General features: G+C 29.7%; 20 protein-coding genes. 11 read left to right on the top strand and 9 right to left on the bottom strand.

Annotated elements, in window-relative coordinates:
- Positions 1-71 precede the first annotated feature (71 nt).
- From IM532_RS12300 to IM532_RS12280, 5 genes are all read left to right on the top strand, one after another.
- Complete coding sequence (locus IM532_RS12300) at positions 72-413, top strand: PadR family transcriptional regulator (RefSeq protein WP_194183764.1); 342 nt, start codon at positions 72-74, stop codon at positions 411-413.
- The gene (locus tag IM532_RS12295) at positions 406-2,142 is read left to right on the top strand and encodes a PspC domain-containing protein (protein WP_194183762.1); all 1,737 of its coding nucleotides are present in this window, start codon (positions 406-408) and stop codon (positions 2,140-2,142) included. Before IM532_RS12300 ends, IM532_RS12295 begins: the two co-directional genes overlap by 8 nt.
- A gap of 110 nt (positions 2,143-2,252) precedes the next feature.
- Positions 2,253-2,813: a 1-acyl-sn-glycerol-3-phosphate acyltransferase gene (locus IM532_RS12290; protein WP_194183760.1), complete on the top strand. Its 561-nt coding sequence runs from the start codon at positions 2,253-2,255 to the stop codon at positions 2,811-2,813.
- A gap of 2 nt (positions 2,814-2,815) precedes the next feature.
- Positions 2,816-3,238, top strand: a complete 423-nt coding sequence (locus tag IM532_RS12285; protein ID WP_194183758.1) for a hotdog fold thioesterase — start codon at positions 2,816-2,818, stop codon at positions 3,236-3,238.
- Complete coding sequence (locus IM532_RS12280; RefSeq protein ID WP_194183756.1) at positions 3,228-4,244, top strand: isochorismate synthase; 1,017 nt, start codon at positions 3,228-3,230, stop codon at positions 4,242-4,244. The genes IM532_RS12285 and IM532_RS12280 overlap by 11 nt, the downstream gene beginning before the upstream one ends.
- A 2-nt stretch (positions 4,245-4,246) precedes the next feature.
- Here the strand turns inward: IM532_RS12280 and IM532_RS12275 are convergent, their stop codons facing one another.
- From IM532_RS12275 to IM532_RS12255, 5 genes are read right to left on the bottom strand one after another with little or no spacing between them, the layout of a single operon-like run.
- Complete coding sequence (locus IM532_RS12275; RefSeq protein WP_194183754.1) at positions 4,247-5,140, bottom strand: Ppx/GppA phosphatase family protein; 894 nt, start codon at positions 5,138-5,140, stop codon at positions 4,247-4,249.
- Positions 5,130-7,196 carry a polyphosphate kinase 1 gene (gene ppk1, locus IM532_RS12270; protein ID WP_194183752.1) on the bottom strand — a complete coding sequence of 689 codons (2,067 nt, stop codon included), beginning with the start codon at positions 7,194-7,196 and terminating at the stop codon, positions 5,130-5,132. The genes IM532_RS12275 and ppk1 overlap by 11 nt, the downstream gene beginning before the upstream one ends.
- Positions 7,197-7,679 (bottom strand): SixA phosphatase family protein, encoded by a 483-nt coding sequence (locus IM532_RS12265; protein ID WP_194183750.1) that lies wholly within the window; start codon positions 7,677-7,679, stop codon positions 7,197-7,199.
- Positions 7,680-7,727: 48 nt separating this feature from the next.
- Positions 7,728-8,165 (bottom strand): acyl-CoA thioesterase, encoded by a 438-nt coding sequence (locus IM532_RS12260; protein ID WP_194183749.1) that lies wholly within the window; start codon positions 8,163-8,165, stop codon positions 7,728-7,730.
- An 18-nt stretch (positions 8,166-8,183) separates the two neighbouring features.
- The gene (locus tag IM532_RS12255) at positions 8,184-9,221 is read right to left on the bottom strand and encodes an AI-2E family transporter (protein WP_194183747.1); all 1,038 of its coding nucleotides are present in this window, start codon (positions 9,219-9,221) and stop codon (positions 8,184-8,186) included.
- A 234-nt stretch (positions 9,222-9,455) separates the two neighbouring features.
- Here IM532_RS12255 and IM532_RS12250 point away from each other — a divergent pair, with 234 nt between their 5' ends.
- Together IM532_RS12250 and IM532_RS12245 are read left to right on the top strand one after the other, a co-directional pair.
- A complete protein-coding gene (locus IM532_RS12250) occupies positions 9,456-10,235 on the top strand; it encodes a hypothetical protein (protein ID WP_194183745.1) in 780 nt (259 codons plus the stop codon).
- Between the two features lie 4 nt (positions 10,236-10,239).
- A complete protein-coding gene (locus IM532_RS12245; RefSeq protein ID WP_194183743.1) occupies positions 10,240-10,815 on the top strand; it encodes a hypothetical protein in 576 nt (191 codons plus the stop codon).
- A 70-nt stretch (positions 10,816-10,885) separates the two neighbouring features.
- Here IM532_RS12245 and IM532_RS12240 read toward each other — a convergent pair whose 3' ends face one another.
- Positions 10,886-11,767, bottom strand: a complete 882-nt coding sequence (locus IM532_RS12240; RefSeq protein ID WP_194183742.1) for a NifU family protein — start codon at positions 11,765-11,767, stop codon at positions 10,886-10,888.
- 60 nt (positions 11,768-11,827) lie between these two features.
- Here IM532_RS12240 and IM532_RS12235 point away from each other — a divergent pair, with 60 nt between their 5' ends.
- The gene (locus IM532_RS12235; RefSeq protein WP_194183740.1) at positions 11,828-12,340 is read left to right on the top strand and encodes a gamma carbonic anhydrase family protein; all 513 of its coding nucleotides are present in this window, start codon (positions 11,828-11,830) and stop codon (positions 12,338-12,340) included.
- A complete protein-coding gene (locus IM532_RS12230) occupies positions 12,340-12,666 on the top strand; it encodes a hypothetical protein (RefSeq protein ID WP_194183739.1) in 327 nt (108 codons plus the stop codon). Before IM532_RS12235 ends, IM532_RS12230 begins: the two co-directional genes overlap by 1 nt.
- A gap of 29 nt (positions 12,667-12,695) precedes the next feature.
- Here the strand turns inward: IM532_RS12230 and IM532_RS12225 are convergent, their stop codons facing one another.
- The 3 genes from IM532_RS12225 to IM532_RS12215 form a co-directional block, all read right to left on the bottom strand.
- Positions 12,696-13,046 carry an MmcQ/YjbR family DNA-binding protein gene (locus IM532_RS12225; protein ID WP_194183738.1) on the bottom strand — a complete coding sequence of 117 codons (351 nt, stop codon included), beginning with the start codon at positions 13,044-13,046 and terminating at the stop codon, positions 12,696-12,698.
- A gap of 35 nt (positions 13,047-13,081) precedes the next feature.
- Positions 13,082-13,669 carry a DUF5715 family protein gene (locus IM532_RS12220; RefSeq protein ID WP_194183737.1) on the bottom strand — a complete coding sequence of 196 codons (588 nt, stop codon included), beginning with the start codon at positions 13,667-13,669 and terminating at the stop codon, positions 13,082-13,084.
- Between the two features lie 106 nt (positions 13,670-13,775).
- Entirely contained in the window at positions 13,776-14,465 is a 690-nt protein-coding gene (locus tag IM532_RS12215) for a DUF5715 family protein (RefSeq protein ID WP_194183736.1), read from the bottom strand.
- Between the two features lie 246 nt (positions 14,466-14,711).
- Between IM532_RS12215 and IM532_RS12210 the strand changes: the two genes are divergently transcribed.
- Positions 14,712-15,587, top strand: a complete 876-nt coding sequence (locus IM532_RS12210; protein WP_194183735.1) for a carbon-nitrogen hydrolase — start codon at positions 14,712-14,714, stop codon at positions 15,585-15,587.
- A gap of 22 nt (positions 15,588-15,609) precedes the next feature.
- Positions 15,610-16,314 (top strand): BlaB/IND/MUS family subclass B1 metallo-beta-lactamase, encoded by a 705-nt coding sequence (gene bla, locus IM532_RS12205; protein WP_194183813.1) that lies wholly within the window; start codon positions 15,610-15,612, stop codon positions 16,312-16,314.
- Position 16,315: the final 1 nt, after the last annotated feature.

Raw genomic sequence — 16,315 nt, 5'->3', positions numbered from 1 at the left:
TTTAGGTACTTTGTTTTGCATAATACTATAATAATTCTATATATTTGTAATACAAAATAAAAACACAGATAATGAATATAGAGAAAACAAAAATTCAGATGCGCAAAGGTGTGTTAGAATATTGTATTCTTAGCATTATTAAAAAAGGTGATGCTTATGCATCGGATATCATTGACGAATTAAAAAAAGCAGAGATGATTGTAGTAGAAGGAACATTATATCCTTTACTAACACGTCTTAAAAATGATAATCTTTTACAATATCGCTGGGAAGAATCAACATCAGGACCACCAAGAAAATATTATGCATTAACAGATGAAGGAGAATTCTTCTTAAAAGAATTAGAAGATTCTTGGACTCAGTTAATTGAAGCAGTAGACAAAGTAACCAAAGAAACACAAACAAATGGATAAAACAGTATCAATAAGTCTAGGAGGATTTTCTTTCGTTGTCGAGGAAATCGCTTATTCAAAGCTAAGAACATATTTACAAGATGTAAAGAATTCGTTACACGGAACTGAGGGTATCGATGATATTATTGAAGATGTTGAAATCCGTATATCTGAACTGTTTCGCGATCGATTAAAATTTAGAGAAGTTGTAAGTGACGATGATGTAAACTTTGTTATTGCAACAATGGGGCATCCTAATCAATACAGAGTAGAAGATGAAGAAGCTGAATCAACTTCAACTCATTCAACATATACACAGTCATCTTTTGAGACAAAAAATAACAAAAGATTATTTCGTGATCCAGATGATAAAATCATTACAGGTTTATCAGCAGGATTAGCGCACTATTTAGGATTAGATCCTTGGGCAGTTCGTGCAACTTGGTTAGTTTTAGGGATCTTAGGAATCTTTACAGGAATTTCCTTTTTCTTAGTGGTTTTATGCTATTTTATCTTATTAATATTTGTACCTAAAGCAACTACAACTTCAGAGAAATTGCAGATGTATGGTAAGCCTGCAAATATTGAGAGTTTTAAAAAAAACGCAGAAGTAGCCAGTGAAGCTGTAATTTCAGGAAGTCGTGAATTAAGTAATAAATTAGGAGGTGTATTTGGCGCATTTGGTAAATTTTTACTATGGTTCGTTGGATTTATTATCACATCTATAGGTGTAGGATTAATCATCGGAGGATGCGCGTTAGCTTTTACAACTTGGACTGACATTCCTACAGAATTATTTGGTTACATGGTCGAAGATCAATGGATGAGTGTTGCTACTAAAATTTTGGGAGGAATATTAATGATTATTCCAGGGATCTTAATTACTATTTTGGGAGTGCGTTGTTTTACACGTGTCAAGACAAGTAAAGCATTAATTATTGCATCTATTGTAATTTGGTTTATCGCCTTATTTGCAATAATAGGAATCTCATTAAACACTGCATCTAGATTTAGAAGTGATGTTGAATTTGTAAAAGATGAAACGTTGACCGTATCCTCAGATACATTAATAGTTCAGTTTAAAGATCAAAATTTAGGTGGATATAATTTTAAGGTTATGAATGATCTGGACCAGTTAATAGACGAGGAAGGTAATTTAATAATACCTATCGATGACGAAATAACGTTAGGTGAAAGTGATACAAACCAATTTAAAATTAGTTTGAAATATAAAGCAAAAGGAGGCTCTACTGCTGAAGCAAAAAGAAACGTAGAATCAACGATCTATAATCACATATTAGAAGGAAATGTTTTGAATTTAGATGAATTTATTAAAATTAAAAAAGAAGGTAAATTCAGAAAACAAGATGTAGAAATTAAGATTTTTGTACCTAAAAACAAAGTTGTTAATGTAAAGAAAATGAATAATCTATCTTTAATTGATAACGGTGTTGAAAAATATTTTTATTCTCCAAACAACAAATTCTTCTTAAATAATGGCGAGAAAATCGTATGTTTGAATTGTAATTCAGAAGAATTAGAGAATGATGAAATTAGTGATCGAGAGTTCCAAATTAATGTAAATGATGCTGATGAAAATGCTAAAGTTAGAATTGATAAAAACGGTATACGCATTGAAAGCAAAGATGGATCTATAGGAATTTCTACTCCAACAAAACAACAAAACAACAACCAAATAAACTATAAAGATGATACAGATTCTATTAACATTAACTACAGAAATAATTAAAACTATTGTAGATTTTTTTATTTAAGATTGTCATTTAATAATATAATAACGAGGATTACAGAAATGTAATCCTTTTTTTTATTTTTACATGTTGTGTAAAATAAAATTGGATGAAGAAAATTATTGGTAAACTAATGATGAGTCTTGTAGGATGGAAATTAGATAATCATCTAGATTTATCTAAAGTTAATAAGTGTGTTTTAGTTTGTGCACCACATACATCTAATTGGGATTTTTATTACACAATTGCAGCATTTTGGAAAATGGATATTCCCATGAAAATGTTTATCAAAGATGCTTGGACAAAACCTTGGTACGGATTTTTTATAAAAATTTTAGGTGGAATAGGCATAGACCGTACACAGAATAAAAATATGGTCAATTTTGCTATAGAAGTCTTACAATCAGCAGATAAATTATATTTGATAAATACGCCAGAAGGTACACGTAGTTACTCCCAAAAATGGAAAACAGGATTTTTTCATATTGCGCAAAATGCAGAAGTACCTATTTTGCTAGCCTATTGTGATTATAAAACAAAAAGAGCTGGAATATCTAAAATTGTAGAAACAAAAAATAAACAATTAGAAGAGGTTTTAAAGGAAATAGAATTATTTTATGAAACCATAACAGCTAAATACCCTGAAAATTATAATAAAAAAATATACTAAATATGTCATATCAATTAGTGGATCAGTTGAACAAAATATCAGAAAATACTTTAATTTCTCATCTAAAAATTAAGTTTACGGATGTTGGAGAAGATTTTATGAAAGCAGAAATGCCAGTTTCATCTATCGTTCATCAACCATTTGGATTGCTACATGGTGGCGCATCAGTAGTTTTAGCGGAAACATTAGGTAGTTCTTTATCTAATTTTATATTAAATGATAAAAATTATGTAGCCGTTGGACAACAAATTGACGCAAATCATCTCCGTTCAAAGCGAGATGGAACAGTGTTTGGACATGCTACAGTAGTAAAAAAAGGACATAAATCGCATCTCATTAAAATAGAGATAACAGATGAAAGTGGTAAATTAGTTTGCTACAGTCACATCACTAATGCTATAATTCCAAATCCAAATGCAAAATAAATTTCAAGCTAAACTTGAAAATATACTTACTAACAATAAATCGTTCTTACTCTTTAGAGAGCCAAATTCAGATTTTGTCGATTTATGGGCAGATCAAAAATTTGAATCTAAAAATAAATTCATTTTTAATCGTTTCGATAATTCTCAACAAATTATTATAAATGATGATGATATAGAAAGTATTCAAATTGAAAAGTTGAAAAATGAGCTTGATTTAAATTTAGAATCAAATTTTACACAAGAAGCAATTTCTTATGAGTCTTATATAGCCTTGCTTCAAAATACTGTAAAGGAATTAAATCAAACAAATACGGATAAAATTGTAATTTCTAGAATTAAGGAGATAAGTAATAAAGGAGTTAATATTATTAAAACTTTTAAAGCATTGCATTTGCACTATCCCAATGCGTACCTATATCTATGGTATTCTATAAATGATGGATTATGGATTGGGGCCTCACCAGAATTATTATTGCAAGAAGAGGATTTGACCATAAAAACAGTTTCATTGGCAGGTACTTTACCAAAAAATGAACAATGGTCTAACAAGGAAATTTTGGAACAAAAAGTAGTAACTGATTATATTATTTCAAAATTAGAAAATACGACTAACTTACATGTTGATGGGCCACATACTATAGATGCTGGATTTTTTAATCATTTAAAATCATATATCTCAGCTGATGTAAAATCGTATGATCAAGTCAACACAATTTTACAAAAATTACATCCTACACCAGCTGTTTGTGGAATGCCACAGCAAGATGCTCAAAATTTTATTTTAAAAAATGAAGGATATGATCGTAAATTTTATGCAGGTTATTTTGGTTATAAAAGGGAGAAAAAGTCATTGTATTTTGTAAATCTTCGATGTGCACAAATTTTTAAAAATACGGTAAAGTTATATGTAGGTGGAGGGATAATGCCTAATAGTAATCCACAGAAAGAATGGGATGAAACCGAATTGAAATCAAAAACAATCGGCAACTTATTAGTTACCGATTAAGATTATTTTTTTTGAGTTAAATCATGATATAAAGCACGAATAATTCCGTCCGAAAGCCCAATTTTAGGAACGTGAATTTTCGTTGCTTTTGACCATTTTAATACATTTGTATATATTTCTAAAGCATATACTACAACATCTGCACGGTCAGGTTTCATATTAAAGTTTTGCATACGTTGCTCTGCAGTCATTGTTTGTAGAATTTTATGGTGTTTTTTTACATATGTTGCACCAAGAGGTGTACCCACTTTTACACCAGAATATTTATAGACATGGTTAATATTTCCACCAGATCCAATTAATTCAATTTCATCATTGCCAATATTTTCTATAATCCATTTTTGCATTTCCGGAAAAGTTGAAGAATCCACCATGTTATCTAACAATCGTACGGTTCCCACTTCAAAAGATTGCGAAGCGAAAATTTTATTATCTTTTAATAAAGTTAATTCTGTACTTCCTCCACCTACATCTACATATAGATAGGTTTTATTATCTTTTACAAATGAGCTTAATTCAGTTGAAAATATTAATTCGGCTTCTGTTTGACCATTGATTATTTCTATATCTACATCACAATGTTTCTTTACATTCTGAACAATTTCCAATCCATTTTTTGCTTCGCGCATAGCAGAAGTTGCGTAGGCACGATAGTCTTCCACTTCATAAACCTTCATCATCAATGCATAGGCTTGCATCGCATCACAAATACGGTTAGCATTATTTTCAGAAATTGTACCATCAGTAAAAACGTCGTGACCAAGACGGATAGGCATACGAACAATACTTGTTTTATTGAAGATTGGAGCTTTACCTTCTTCTTCATAGACAAAATTAATTAATAAACGTATCGCATTGGATCCTATATCAATTGCTCCTAGCTTTTTAATCTTCATTTATATTCTCATTTAATTGTTGTAAATAATCATAAGTAGTGAATTGAGAACGATTTCTATCTTCCTTATTTTCACGATAGGCAAGGGACTGCTTTTCATCAATAATTCGAGCTTTAACATTATCATTAAAACTTAAATTAAATGTATCCATAATTACTTTTTTTAATCCTGAATCATAAACAGGACATGTAACTTCAACTCTATAATCTAGGTTTCTACTCATCATATCTGCAGAAGAAATATAGACTTGATCTTGTCCAGCATTCTTAAACCAATATATTCGCGGATGCTCCAAAAATTTATCAATCACACTTACACATTCTATATTTTCAGATAGGTCTTTCTTTCCTGGAATCAAACAATTAATCCCACGAACAACTAATCTAATTTTTACACCTTTTTGCGAAGCTTTATATAATAAATCAATAATTTGCTTGTCACTCAAACTATTTAATTTCATATTAATCTCAGCTTCAAAACCACTTTTCTTGTTATAAATTTCTCTTTTTATAAGTTTGATTAATTTATTACGTGTTCCATGCGGTGAAACCATCAGGTGATGATAGGTTTGCATTAAATAATTAGCATCAAAGAATTTAAATACCTGTTCTATCTCTTTGGTTATCCCAGGATTAGAAGTGATATAAGTATAATCTGTATAAATTTTTGCTGTCTTAGCATGAAAATTTCCGGTACTTATTATTGCAAATTTTTCTGCAATTCCTTCTTCTGGTAATCGTTCGATATAGGCAATTTTAGAATGAACTTTAAGTCCTGGTACACCAAATATTACATTTACACCTGCTTCCTGTAATTTTTTGGACCACATTGCATTATTCGATTCATCAAAACGCGCCCGTAGTTCTAGTATAGCAGTAACTTCTTTCCCATTCATTGCAGCATTAATCAAAGAATGCATTATTTGTGAGTCCTTAGAGACGCGATATACTGTAAGCTTAATTTTCTTAACCTTAGGGTCGATAGCTGCTTCTCTTAAAAATTTTAAGAGTAAAGAATAATCATGATACGGAGCAAATATAAGCTCATCATTTGCCGTAAAAGCCCTAAAATAACTATCGTAAGATAAAGGTCTTTTTTGTATGATAGGTTTGATCTTATGGTAGGTTAAACCTTGAATTCCAAAAGATGGGAAACCGATTAAATCCCTCTTATTATGATATTTTCCACCTGGAATAATACTATCATAATCGTCCAAATTTAGTTTTTCTAAAAAGAAATTTAATGTGTCATTTGCAATTTCTCTATCATATACCAACCTTACAGGTTCACCTTTTTTACGTTCTTCTAAACTATGAATTACTTTTTCATATAAGCTATGCTCTAAATCGTTATCAAAATTAAGTTCGCTATCGCGTGTAATTTTAATAGAATGTGCCTCAATAGAATCGTATTGAAATGTTCTGAAAATTTCATTTAAATGATATCGAATGATATCCTCTAAATACATTACGTAAAATTTCTGTCCCCACTTTGGTAATAAAATAAAACGATCAAATAAATGGGTTGGAACAATGATTAAGGCATATTGTACCTCATCTTTCATCGTCATTTTAACAGCTAAATAAAATGATCCATCTCTAAGAGAAGGAATTTTAATTTTTTCATTTAAAACGAAAACCCCCACATTATGTATTAATTCATCATTAAAATACTCTGTGATATATTCAGTATATTTTTCTGGTAATGTTTTATCATCTATAACATGAATGTCATGATCCTCTAATTTTTTGAATAATTCTTCATATAAAAGGTCATATTTCTCACGTTGTTTCGTAACAATTGTATTTATTTCTTCTATTAATTCTTCATCAGTTTGTTCAGCAACAATATTACTGTATACTTTTTCTACATCTTTTAATTGAATAGAGCGAAGAATTGTTGAATATCTTACGGAATAAAACTCGTCCAAGTTATTAGAATATATTCCTAGAAATCTAATTCTTTCTAATAAAGGGACATTTTCGTCAGCTGCTTCTTGTAAAACTCTTGCATTGAATTTTAGCCAGCTAATTTCTCTATTAATGTATCTTTTCATTTATAATTCTTTGGGAAAAATAATATGTTTAGTTATGCCTTTTTGTACTTTACTCCATTCATTTGTTTCAAATTCCATCCAAACTACTCCAGCAGTTGGAATATTTAAAATGAATTCAGATCCTAAATCATATGCAATATCAGTAAATGCAGGATTATGACCAAAAATGATTGCTGATTCTATGGAATTATCTAATGATTTTATCCAATTTTTTAATGTAAAATGAGAAAACGAATATAATTCTTTCTCATAGTTTATTTCTACAGTTGGAAAAACTATTGATTTTGCAATTTCGGCAGTTTCTCGTGCTCTGGTAGCAATACTAGAAAAAACATGTAAAGATTGATTATCTATAATTTCGCTCAATTTCTTCGCAGACAATCTTGTTCGCGTTTTTCCAGTTTCAGTAATGCTACGAAATTGGTCGTTTACTGGTTCGTCCCATCGGCTTTTTGCATGTCGAAATAAGATTATTCTTTTCATAATAAATTGAATTAAAAAAGTCACCAGTAAACTGATGACTAAATATACTTATTTTTCTAGAGCTATTTCATACGTTTGGATATCGGTTTTTAGCCATTCAGGTAATTCTATACTTTTACCTAAGGTTAAATCTACCAAAACTTGTGTGCTTAATCCTTTTGCATGTACAATTGGAATTCCATCTTTATCATCACTCACAATTACATATTCAAAGTCAAAAGATTTATTTCCTAATCTTGATACACGTAATCCAATTCTTGGGTTTTTTGATAAAAGTTTTAATTCTTTATAATAATCACATTCAATATGGGCAATAACAAACATGTTTTTAGTCCAATCCCATTTCTTAGAAGAATCAATCATATAGAAACCTCTTCCAATCTGAAAGTATTCTATATAATATACATTATTTACATGGCCAATGGGGTCTAAATCGTTCCATCTAATTTCTAGTGGATGATAGAATTTAAAATTTTCTAAATTCATGATAGTTTTTTTGTGGATTTATATTTCTTCTGGATTTGGATCAACAAATTCAGCTTTATATAATTTGATTAACCATAAAAATACTGAAAAAAGAATAGGCCCAAAAATAATTCCAATAAAACCAAATAAATTAATACCGATAATTACACCAAAAATTGTAACCAATGGGTGTACATCCGCCATCTTTTTTTGTAAAACAAATCGAATTAAATTATCCGATAATCCAACAATTATAAAGCTATATAGTAACAATCCTATCGCATTTGTAGTTTCTCCCTGTGCAATTAATATTATTGCTAGTGGAATATAAATTAATGCTGCACCTACAACAGGTAGCATTGCTGCAAAAATGGTTAAGACAAACCAAGTAAAGGAATCATCTACTCCAAAAATAATATAACCAATATAAGCTATAATAGCTTGTATAAAGGCAGTTACTGGTACACCAACAGTATTAGAAATCACTAACTGTTTCAAATCTAAATTCATATTCTTTAGATTTCTATTTTTTAGTGGAATATATCTATAAAAAGCATCTTCTAACTTTTTATGATTGATTAGCATAAAATATAGCAATATAAACGCAACTCCTAATTGAATAAAGGTGTCTAAAGATGCATTTAATAACGTTTGTAATATTTTCGTTCCGATTTGTGTTAATTTAGAAATATTGGTTTCACTAAATACATCAATGTTAAATTGTTGATTTAAAGTAGTAATGGCTTTCTTTATATCCGATTCTATTTTATTCGTATCATTCAAAAGGATCATCACTTTATTCGTTAGCATATGAATAAGAATGTATAACGGTGTAATGATTGTAACGGCTGATGCAATCATTAGTAGAACAACACTGGCTGTTTTATTCCATTTTTTTGTAATATATAAATAATTCAGTGGATTTATTAACAACACAAAAAGGCAGATTGCAATCAAAATACCTGGCAAAAAAGCAAAGACATTTTTTATAATTAATCCGAAAATAATAAGGATAAGTGTCAAAAATCCTAATTGTAATAGAACATTGTTTGATACATATTGTTTATGAGACTTCATAATTTTTAATTTAATAATAGGTTGATTTAAGCTCAATATCAAATTCAGTGCTAGAATGTTAAGTAAATGTAAAAATTTTAAGAAAATAAATGTTTAATTTCAATAAAGGATAAACTTTATACATTACAAATCCATTCTATATGTTGTTATTCCAACTATTACTTAAAAAACACCTTTAAATCTGTAAATAAATATTAAATTTATTTTTTTTATAAAAACCTCAAAATAATACATATGATTAGAAGAATTTTACTTGTTGCTACTTTAATGATTTCTACAATAAGCTGGGCTCAAGTCCAAACATTAATAGACAAAGTAAATTTTGATTCCAATACTATTCTAGTAGGAATGGCAAGTGATTATAATACCGATAAATCTTTTGAAAAATATAATTTTTATATAGATAATGCTTCTAAAATAGATGGGATAAAATTAAATTTAGAACATGGATATGAATTAAATAATAAAGTGACTGATGAAAACCATTTTATGATTTACGCAATTAAAGATCGTAAAATTGTAGATCAATGGTTAGTAAATCCAAAATTATATAATGTTTTCCATAACGGAATTGCCTACTCATTTGATGCTGATAAATTAGAAAAAATTGCGGATCTATATTCTTTTAAATATGAAATTGTAAAAGAAGAATATAAAAATCAAAAGGAATATGCAAAAGCACAAAAGATAAAGCAAAAAGATTACTCGATTTTCTTAGCTTATGAGCCAGATTTTTTAGTAGATGGTTCTTTTGAAGTTTCATTTAAAAAGGATGATAAATTTAAATCTGCAACAGATGCGGAAGAGTATTTATTAAATTTAATAAAACTAATAACAAAGAAAAAAGTATTTGTTACCTACGCATTTAATGAGAAAAACCTAAGAGATCAATCACAAATTACAATGGTGGTAGCTGGACCAGAAGAGGTTTACAAAAAGATTAAATTAGATAATTTGGAAAAAGGGGAATGGACTCCTGAAATTCATGAGGCCATATATGTAAAGAAAAAGTAAAAAAATGAATACAGAATTTGAAAAAATACTCAACTATTCTAAAGATCATAGATATGTGATTGCAATTTTTCAAGATCCATCAGGTACAGATTTTTGGGCTGGCTATGTAATTGATTTTAACGAAGAATTTTTTGTCATGCAACATATTACAAAATTTGGTAAAAAGGATGGTATTATTATAGAGCCAATGTACAAAGTGAGAAGAATAGATCGTGATGATTACTGTAAATGTTTGCAATACATATATGATCATAATCAAGAATTAGATGAAGAACAAGAAATTCTTCTTGATATTCCTAAAGATGATAATTGGATGTACTCTACTTTATTAAGATTAAAAGGAGAAACTGATTATTTAATTAGAATAGGAATTGGTAATGATACTCGATTTTCAGGTTTTGTAACAGAAGTTTCTGAAAATGATTTTATTTTAAAATGTATTGGCCATGATGGTTTGGAAGAAGGTAATATCTATTTTATGAACGAGGATATTAATTCTTTTAGAATAAATGATTTAGAATCTAGAAGGAGGCTAATGCTTTATAACTATAGAAGATCATTTGATTTTTATGATGAATAATAATATATCAAAAATAAAAAAGACTTTAGCTTAGCTAAAGTCTTTTTTATTTTTGATTCATTGATTAAAATTATCCGTTAACGGCTTCAACATTATCTACCACATCAGGCATCATTTGTTTTAATAAACCTTCAATTCCATTTTTTAGTGTAGCTGTAGAAGATGGACAACCAGAACAAGCTCCTTGTAATAACATTTTAGCAGTTCTTGTTTCCTCCACAAATTCAATTAATTCAATATTTCCTCCGTCGTTTGCAACAGCAGGTTGTACAAATTCATCTAAGATTGCTTTAATTTGTGTTTCAACGTCAGTAAAATCTTCTTTGGCTTTAATCACAACTTCTTCCGGAGCTTCTGTTGTAAACTCATAAAATTCGTCAAAAACAATTCCTCCAGCTTGTAAATAATTTAAGATAAATGAACGAACATCCATTGTCCATAAATCCCATTCTTCTGTATCATTTTTAGTTAAAGAAATATAATTTTCAGTAAAGAAAATTTCCTCAATAAAAGGATATTCTTTATAAAGTGCAACTGCTAAAGGAACTCCAGCAGCTTTTTCTTTAGACTTAATTTCTATAATTTCTGGTACCAACATAACGTTCGCACAAAATTTCATTACAGAAGGATTAGGAGTCATCTCAGCATAAACTGTAAAAGGCTGTTTTTTTTGTTGCTGTAAAATAAGACCATCCTCTAAATGTTCTTCTACAATTTCTAATAAATCGTTTTGAACATCTTCCCAATTAACGCCATCAATTTTCTCAATTGCTACAAAATTCGCAGTGATAAAAATTTTGTCGATAAAAGGTATAGATAGTAAAACTTGTGCAAGTGGTGATTCTGTAGCAGTTGAATCTTTTGTAAACTCAACGCCACCTTGTGCTAAAGTTTCGTCACAAACGAACTTCATCACATTTTCATTAGGTGTATTTTCTGTATATACTCTCATAATAACAGCAAATTTAGTTGATTTAGTTGTATATTTTGCCCAATAATTATAAATTTTTAGATGGCTATTATTAAAGAATTAAATGGGAAGCATCCTCAGATGGGTGAAAATTGCTTTATTGCAGAAAATGCAGTTATCGTTGGTGATGTACAAATGGGAAACGATTGTTCTATTTGGTTCTCTGCCGTTATTCGTGGAGATGTGCATTACATCAAAATGGGAAATAAAGTTAATATACAAGATAATGCGACTATACATGCAACGTATCAAAAGTCACCTACAACAATAGGAAATAACGTGTCTATTGGTCACAATGCAATTGTGCATGGATGTACAATTCATGATAATGTATTAATAGGAATGGGAGCAATTGTGATGGACGATTGTATAATTGAATCTAATTCTTTAATTGCTGCAGGAGCTGTAATTACGAAAGGTACACATGTAAAGGAAGGTGAACTTTGGGCAGGAGTACCAGCAAAAAAAGTGAAAGATGTTCCACAAAGTTTAAAAGAAGGCGAAATAGAGCGTATTGCAAATAATTATTTAATGTACAGTAGCTGGTATAAATAATGGAATTTAAATCTACTATTCTACATCCAATTTATGATCCAATCAATGATGAGGTTGATGTGATTGTGCATATTGAATCGCACTATACAAAATTTCATGTAACGTTTATAACGTATAAAAGAGCGCAAGAAATTTTTAAAGAAAATTCATTATCAATTTTCACAAACACGCTTTTTGTTGAAAGATTAACTAAAGAGAATATTCATTGTGCAATAAAATATGTTATTGACGAGCGCTTATATTTAAGCATTTTTTATCCAATAAACGAGCAAGCAAGAATTGCGTTATTTAGTAAATTAGCGCAAGAAAAAGAAATAAATGAATAACAAAAAGCAGAATTTTTATTCTGCTTTTTTTATAAGATTAAATTTGGTCTTTTTGATTTGGGAAGCGTAAGTATAACTAAATTATAAGAATCTTTAATCCATTGATAAATTAATGCATCCTTTGCATCTTGGTTGATTATAATTGTGTTCCAATGTTTCTTATTCATATGATAGCCTGGTAACACAGCTTGGTAGTTTTCTCTAAAATCGATTGCATTACTTGGATCACATTTAACATTTACACGATTAAATTCTCTAATGTCAGTTAAACAAAACATTTTACCTGCAATATAGATGACCAATGTTGTTTGGTCAAATGGAAACTTTTCTTCCACAAATGGTAAACTCAAACAAAATTCTCTTAATTCTTCAATATTCATACGTACATAAAATTGGCTATCGAAAAATACAAATTTTAGCGACGAACTACAATATGGTAGCAACTACTTTGTTTCTCTTTTACATAATATATTCGTCCTGAATTTTGAAAAGATTTTAAAATATTGTTAAGATCTCTATCAAGTTTAGAATTTTGACCTATTTTATGATTAAATCGGATATAAGATATGTCGAAAGATGCCCCATAATTATGCGCACTGTCATTAGATGATGCATTTCCATTGACACCTCTTAATCGATCTTGATCATGTAATGTGCGAGTAAGGGAAGTTACTACAAAGAAATTTTGCCCTGTTGTTTTCACAAATTCACGTGCTATATCTCTCAAAGTTTGATTTGCTCTAGGAGTTAAATAGCGATGACTATGTGTTAAATCTGTTACTCTAAACCCATAACCTCGTTGTTTTACAGAGACTAATTTTCCTTTAGAAACATATTTATCAAGTTGTTTTTTATCTTTTATAAGTGTAGTACCATGAGATTTTGCTGCTTCTAAATGTTTTATATATTCGGCAGTAGGAGGAATTACTTTTCTTCCTTGCGAAAAAGTTATACTAGTTCCTGATACAAATAGTATTAATGTGTAAAATGTATTCCTAAGCATGATGCAAAAATAAGTTTCTAGCCTTTTATAGGGTATAATTTTGACAATATTTTTATTCTAAATTTTAAAATACAAAAAAAATCCTACATTTTGTAGGATTTAGAGTTTAGGATTTCACCATATTTTTGAAATCTATTTTTGTATTTCTTACAGTTACATGAAAGCAAGGTTGTCTTCGTTCTTTTATATAATAAATTTTACCTTCTTCTACTAACCGATCCAGTAATGCTTGCACCACTCGTTCATTAGCATAATTTCTTCCTGATTTTTCACCGTATTTAGAATATGATATATCAAAAGAAGCACCGTAGCTATGAGAACTTTCGCCTTTTGTAGCATTACTATTAACTCTTCTCAATTTATTTTGACTTTCAATAGTTCTAGTGAGTGATGATATGCTTAGCTTATGATTAGTTTCTGCATAAAATTGATTAGAAATATCTTTTAGAAGTAAAAATGCATCCTGATTTAAGAATGCTCTACTATGGGTTAATTTTTGAATCATATACCCTTCGCCATCTTCGGGTACTGGTATAAGTTGATTAGCTAATATCAACGAATCCATTTGTTCATTATTTTCAATGATAGGAATGTTAAATGACTGTGCCTCAAAAACATGATCGTGATAAGTGATTTTCTTAACTTCAGTTGTTTCTGTAATGGTTTCCGTTTTCTCAGATTCTATTACAGACACACCAGAGCTAGGTAAAGAATTATTAGATATGAAAGTAGCTTCAGTTTGAGCCATCAGATAAGAACTGCCTAAAAGTGATAATGTTAGTATTAAATTTCTCATTATTAATTTTTAATTTTTTCAAACTGAGGGCTAAATTATTCAATTTCAATTGAAACATTAAGAAATAAAACTTAATATTATCTTAAATTATAGATTTTAAATGGATTTAATTCCGATTTTTTATCGTTTTTAAAGAATTATCAGCAAGATTTTAACCTCGCAATTAAAATTTTTGTTGTATTTAATATTAAAGAATATCACTATTTTTGTACTTTATATTTAAATCAATCCTATAAGTTTTCGTTAATGGCAAAAGTTAAAGTTGGAATGGTACAAATGACTTGTACTAAGGACAAACAAGAAAATTTAAATAAAGCGATAGAGCAAGTAAGAGTAGCAGCAGCGAAAGGAGCTCAAATCGTATGTTTACAAGAATTATTTACATCATTATATTTTTGTGATGTCGAAGATTACGATAACTTCGATTTAGCAGAAGCTATTCCTGGACCATCAACAGATGCCCTATCTGTCGTAGCAAAAGAATTAGGAGTTGTAATTATAGCCTCTTTATTCGAAAAACGTGCACAAGGGTTATACCATAATACAACAGCAATTTTAGATGCTGATGGTGAGTATCTAGGAAAATACCGCAAAATGCACATTCCAGATGATCCAGCATTCTACGAAAAATTCTACTTTACACCAGGTGATTTAGGATACAAAGTATTCAATACGAAGTTTGGTAAAGTGGGTGTTTTAATTTGTTGGGATCAATGGTATCCAGAAGCTTCTCGTATTACAGCATTAATGGGTGCTGATATTTTATTCTACCCAACTGCTATTGGTTGGGATACTACGCAAGACGAAGAAACAAACCAAGATCAATACAACGCTTGGCAAACGATACAACGTTCACATGCAGTAGCCAATGGTGTTCCTGTCATTTCAGTGAACCGTGTTGGTTTTGAACAAGATGGTGCAATGAAATTTTGGGGTGGTTCTTTCGCAACAAATGCACAAGGGAAACTTTTATATTTAGCAACGCATGATAAGGAAGAAACTGAAGTGGTTGAATTAGATTTAAACGAATCTGATTATTTCCGTAAGCACTGGCCTTTCTTAAGAGATCGTCGTATCGAAACATACGCTCCGATTACGAAGCGTTTTATTGATGAAGATTAATTTCAACATACAATATCTTAAAATGTATTGGATAGGAATATTCTTCCTATTCAGTACATTTTTATATGCACAACGAGCACCTTTAATCATTGAACAGATTCATCCAAAGGTTTTTGTTCATACCACTTTTAATACATTCAATGGCAAGCAATATGCGGCTAATGGCATGTATTTAGTTACAAAAAAAGGAATTGTTTTGTTTGATACGCCTTGGGACAACTCCCAATATCAACCGATTTTAGATTCAATTCAACTTCGTCATCATTTACCAGTAATTGCAGTTTTTGCATCTCATTCGCACGAAGATCGCGCAGGAGGTTTTGCTTTTTACAATCAAATCGGAATTCCGACTTATGCAACAAAAGAAACCAATGCGATTTTAAAAACAAATAATAAAGCTGTTGCAACACATGAAATTGAATTAGGGAAAACCTATAAAATAGGAGGTGAGCGTTTCGTTATTGAATATTTTGGAAAAGGACATACTGCTGACAATACGGTAGTTTGGTTACCGAAATATCAAATCTTAAATGGTGGTTGTTTAGTAAAAAGTACTGAGGCTACGGATTTAGGATATATTGGAGAAGCTGATGTGAACGCTTGGCTAAATACAATTCAAAAAATCATGCATCACCATCCAAAAATTAAATTGGTAATTGCTGGACACGATAATTGGAAAACCCAAGGTCATTTAGAACATACCTTACAACTTTTAAAACAGAATTAAA

The organism is Faecalibacter rhinopitheci, from assembly GCF_015234135.1.
Lineage (GTDB): Bacteria > Bacteroidota > Bacteroidia > Flavobacteriales > Weeksellaceae > Empedobacter > Empedobacter rhinopitheci.
This window is presented reverse-complemented; position numbering and strand designations above follow the sequence as displayed.

Excerpts from the sequence above, each read along its gene's own strand:
- IM532_RS12220 (WP_194183737.1), bottom strand. The coding sequence starts at position 13,669 with ATGCTTAGGAATACATTTTACACATTAATACTATTTGTATCAGGAACT.
- IM532_RS12285 (WP_194183758.1), top strand. The coding sequence starts at position 2,816 with ATGTCATATCAATTAGTGGATCAGTTGAACAAAATATCAGAAAATACT.
- IM532_RS12230 (WP_194183739.1), top strand. The coding sequence starts at position 12,340 with ATGGAATTTAAATCTACTATTCTACATCCAATTTATGATCCAATCAAT.
- IM532_RS12255 (WP_194183747.1), bottom strand. The coding sequence starts at position 9,221 with ATGAAGTCTCATAAACAATATGTATCAAACAATGTTCTATTACAATTA.
- IM532_RS12290 (WP_194183760.1), top strand. The coding sequence starts at position 2,253 with ATGAAGAAAATTATTGGTAAACTAATGATGAGTCTTGTAGGATGGAAA.
- IM532_RS12235 (WP_194183740.1), top strand. The coding sequence starts at position 11,828 with ATGGCTATTATTAAAGAATTAAATGGGAAGCATCCTCAGATGGGTGAA.
- ppk1 (WP_194183752.1), bottom strand. The coding sequence starts at position 7,196 with ATGAAAAGATACATTAATAGAGAAATTAGCTGGCTAAAATTCAATGCA.
- IM532_RS12225 (WP_194183738.1), bottom strand. The coding sequence starts at position 13,046 with ATGAATATTGAAGAATTAAGAGAATTTTGTTTGAGTTTACCATTTGTG.
- IM532_RS12250 (WP_194183745.1), top strand. The coding sequence starts at position 9,456 with ATGATTAGAAGAATTTTACTTGTTGCTACTTTAATGATTTCTACAATA.
- IM532_RS12210 (WP_194183735.1), top strand. The coding sequence starts at position 14,712 with ATGGCAAAAGTTAAAGTTGGAATGGTACAAATGACTTGTACTAAGGAC.
- IM532_RS12300 (WP_194183764.1), top strand. The coding sequence starts at position 72 with ATGAATATAGAGAAAACAAAAATTCAGATGCGCAAAGGTGTGTTAGAA.
- IM532_RS12240 (WP_194183742.1), bottom strand. The coding sequence starts at position 11,767 with ATGAGAGTATATACAGAAAATACACCTAATGAAAATGTGATGAAGTTC.
- IM532_RS12215 (WP_194183736.1), bottom strand. The coding sequence starts at position 14,465 with ATGAGAAATTTAATACTAACATTATCACTTTTAGGCAGTTCTTATCTG.
- IM532_RS12245 (WP_194183743.1), top strand. The coding sequence starts at position 10,240 with ATGAATACAGAATTTGAAAAAATACTCAACTATTCTAAAGATCATAGA.
- bla (WP_194183813.1), top strand. The coding sequence starts at position 15,610 with ATGTATTGGATAGGAATATTCTTCCTATTCAGTACATTTTTATATGCA.
- IM532_RS12295 (WP_194183762.1), top strand. The coding sequence starts at position 406 with ATGGATAAAACAGTATCAATAAGTCTAGGAGGATTTTCTTTCGTTGTC.
- IM532_RS12265 (WP_194183750.1), bottom strand. The coding sequence starts at position 7,679 with ATGAAAAGAATAATCTTATTTCGACATGCAAAAAGCCGATGGGACGAA.
- IM532_RS12275 (WP_194183754.1), bottom strand. The coding sequence starts at position 5,140 with ATGAAGATTAAAAAGCTAGGAGCAATTGATATAGGATCCAATGCGATA.
- IM532_RS12260 (WP_194183749.1), bottom strand. The coding sequence starts at position 8,165 with ATGAATTTAGAAAATTTTAAATTCTATCATCCACTAGAAATTAGATGG.
- IM532_RS12280 (WP_194183756.1), top strand. The coding sequence starts at position 3,228 with ATGCAAAATAAATTTCAAGCTAAACTTGAAAATATACTTACTAACAAT.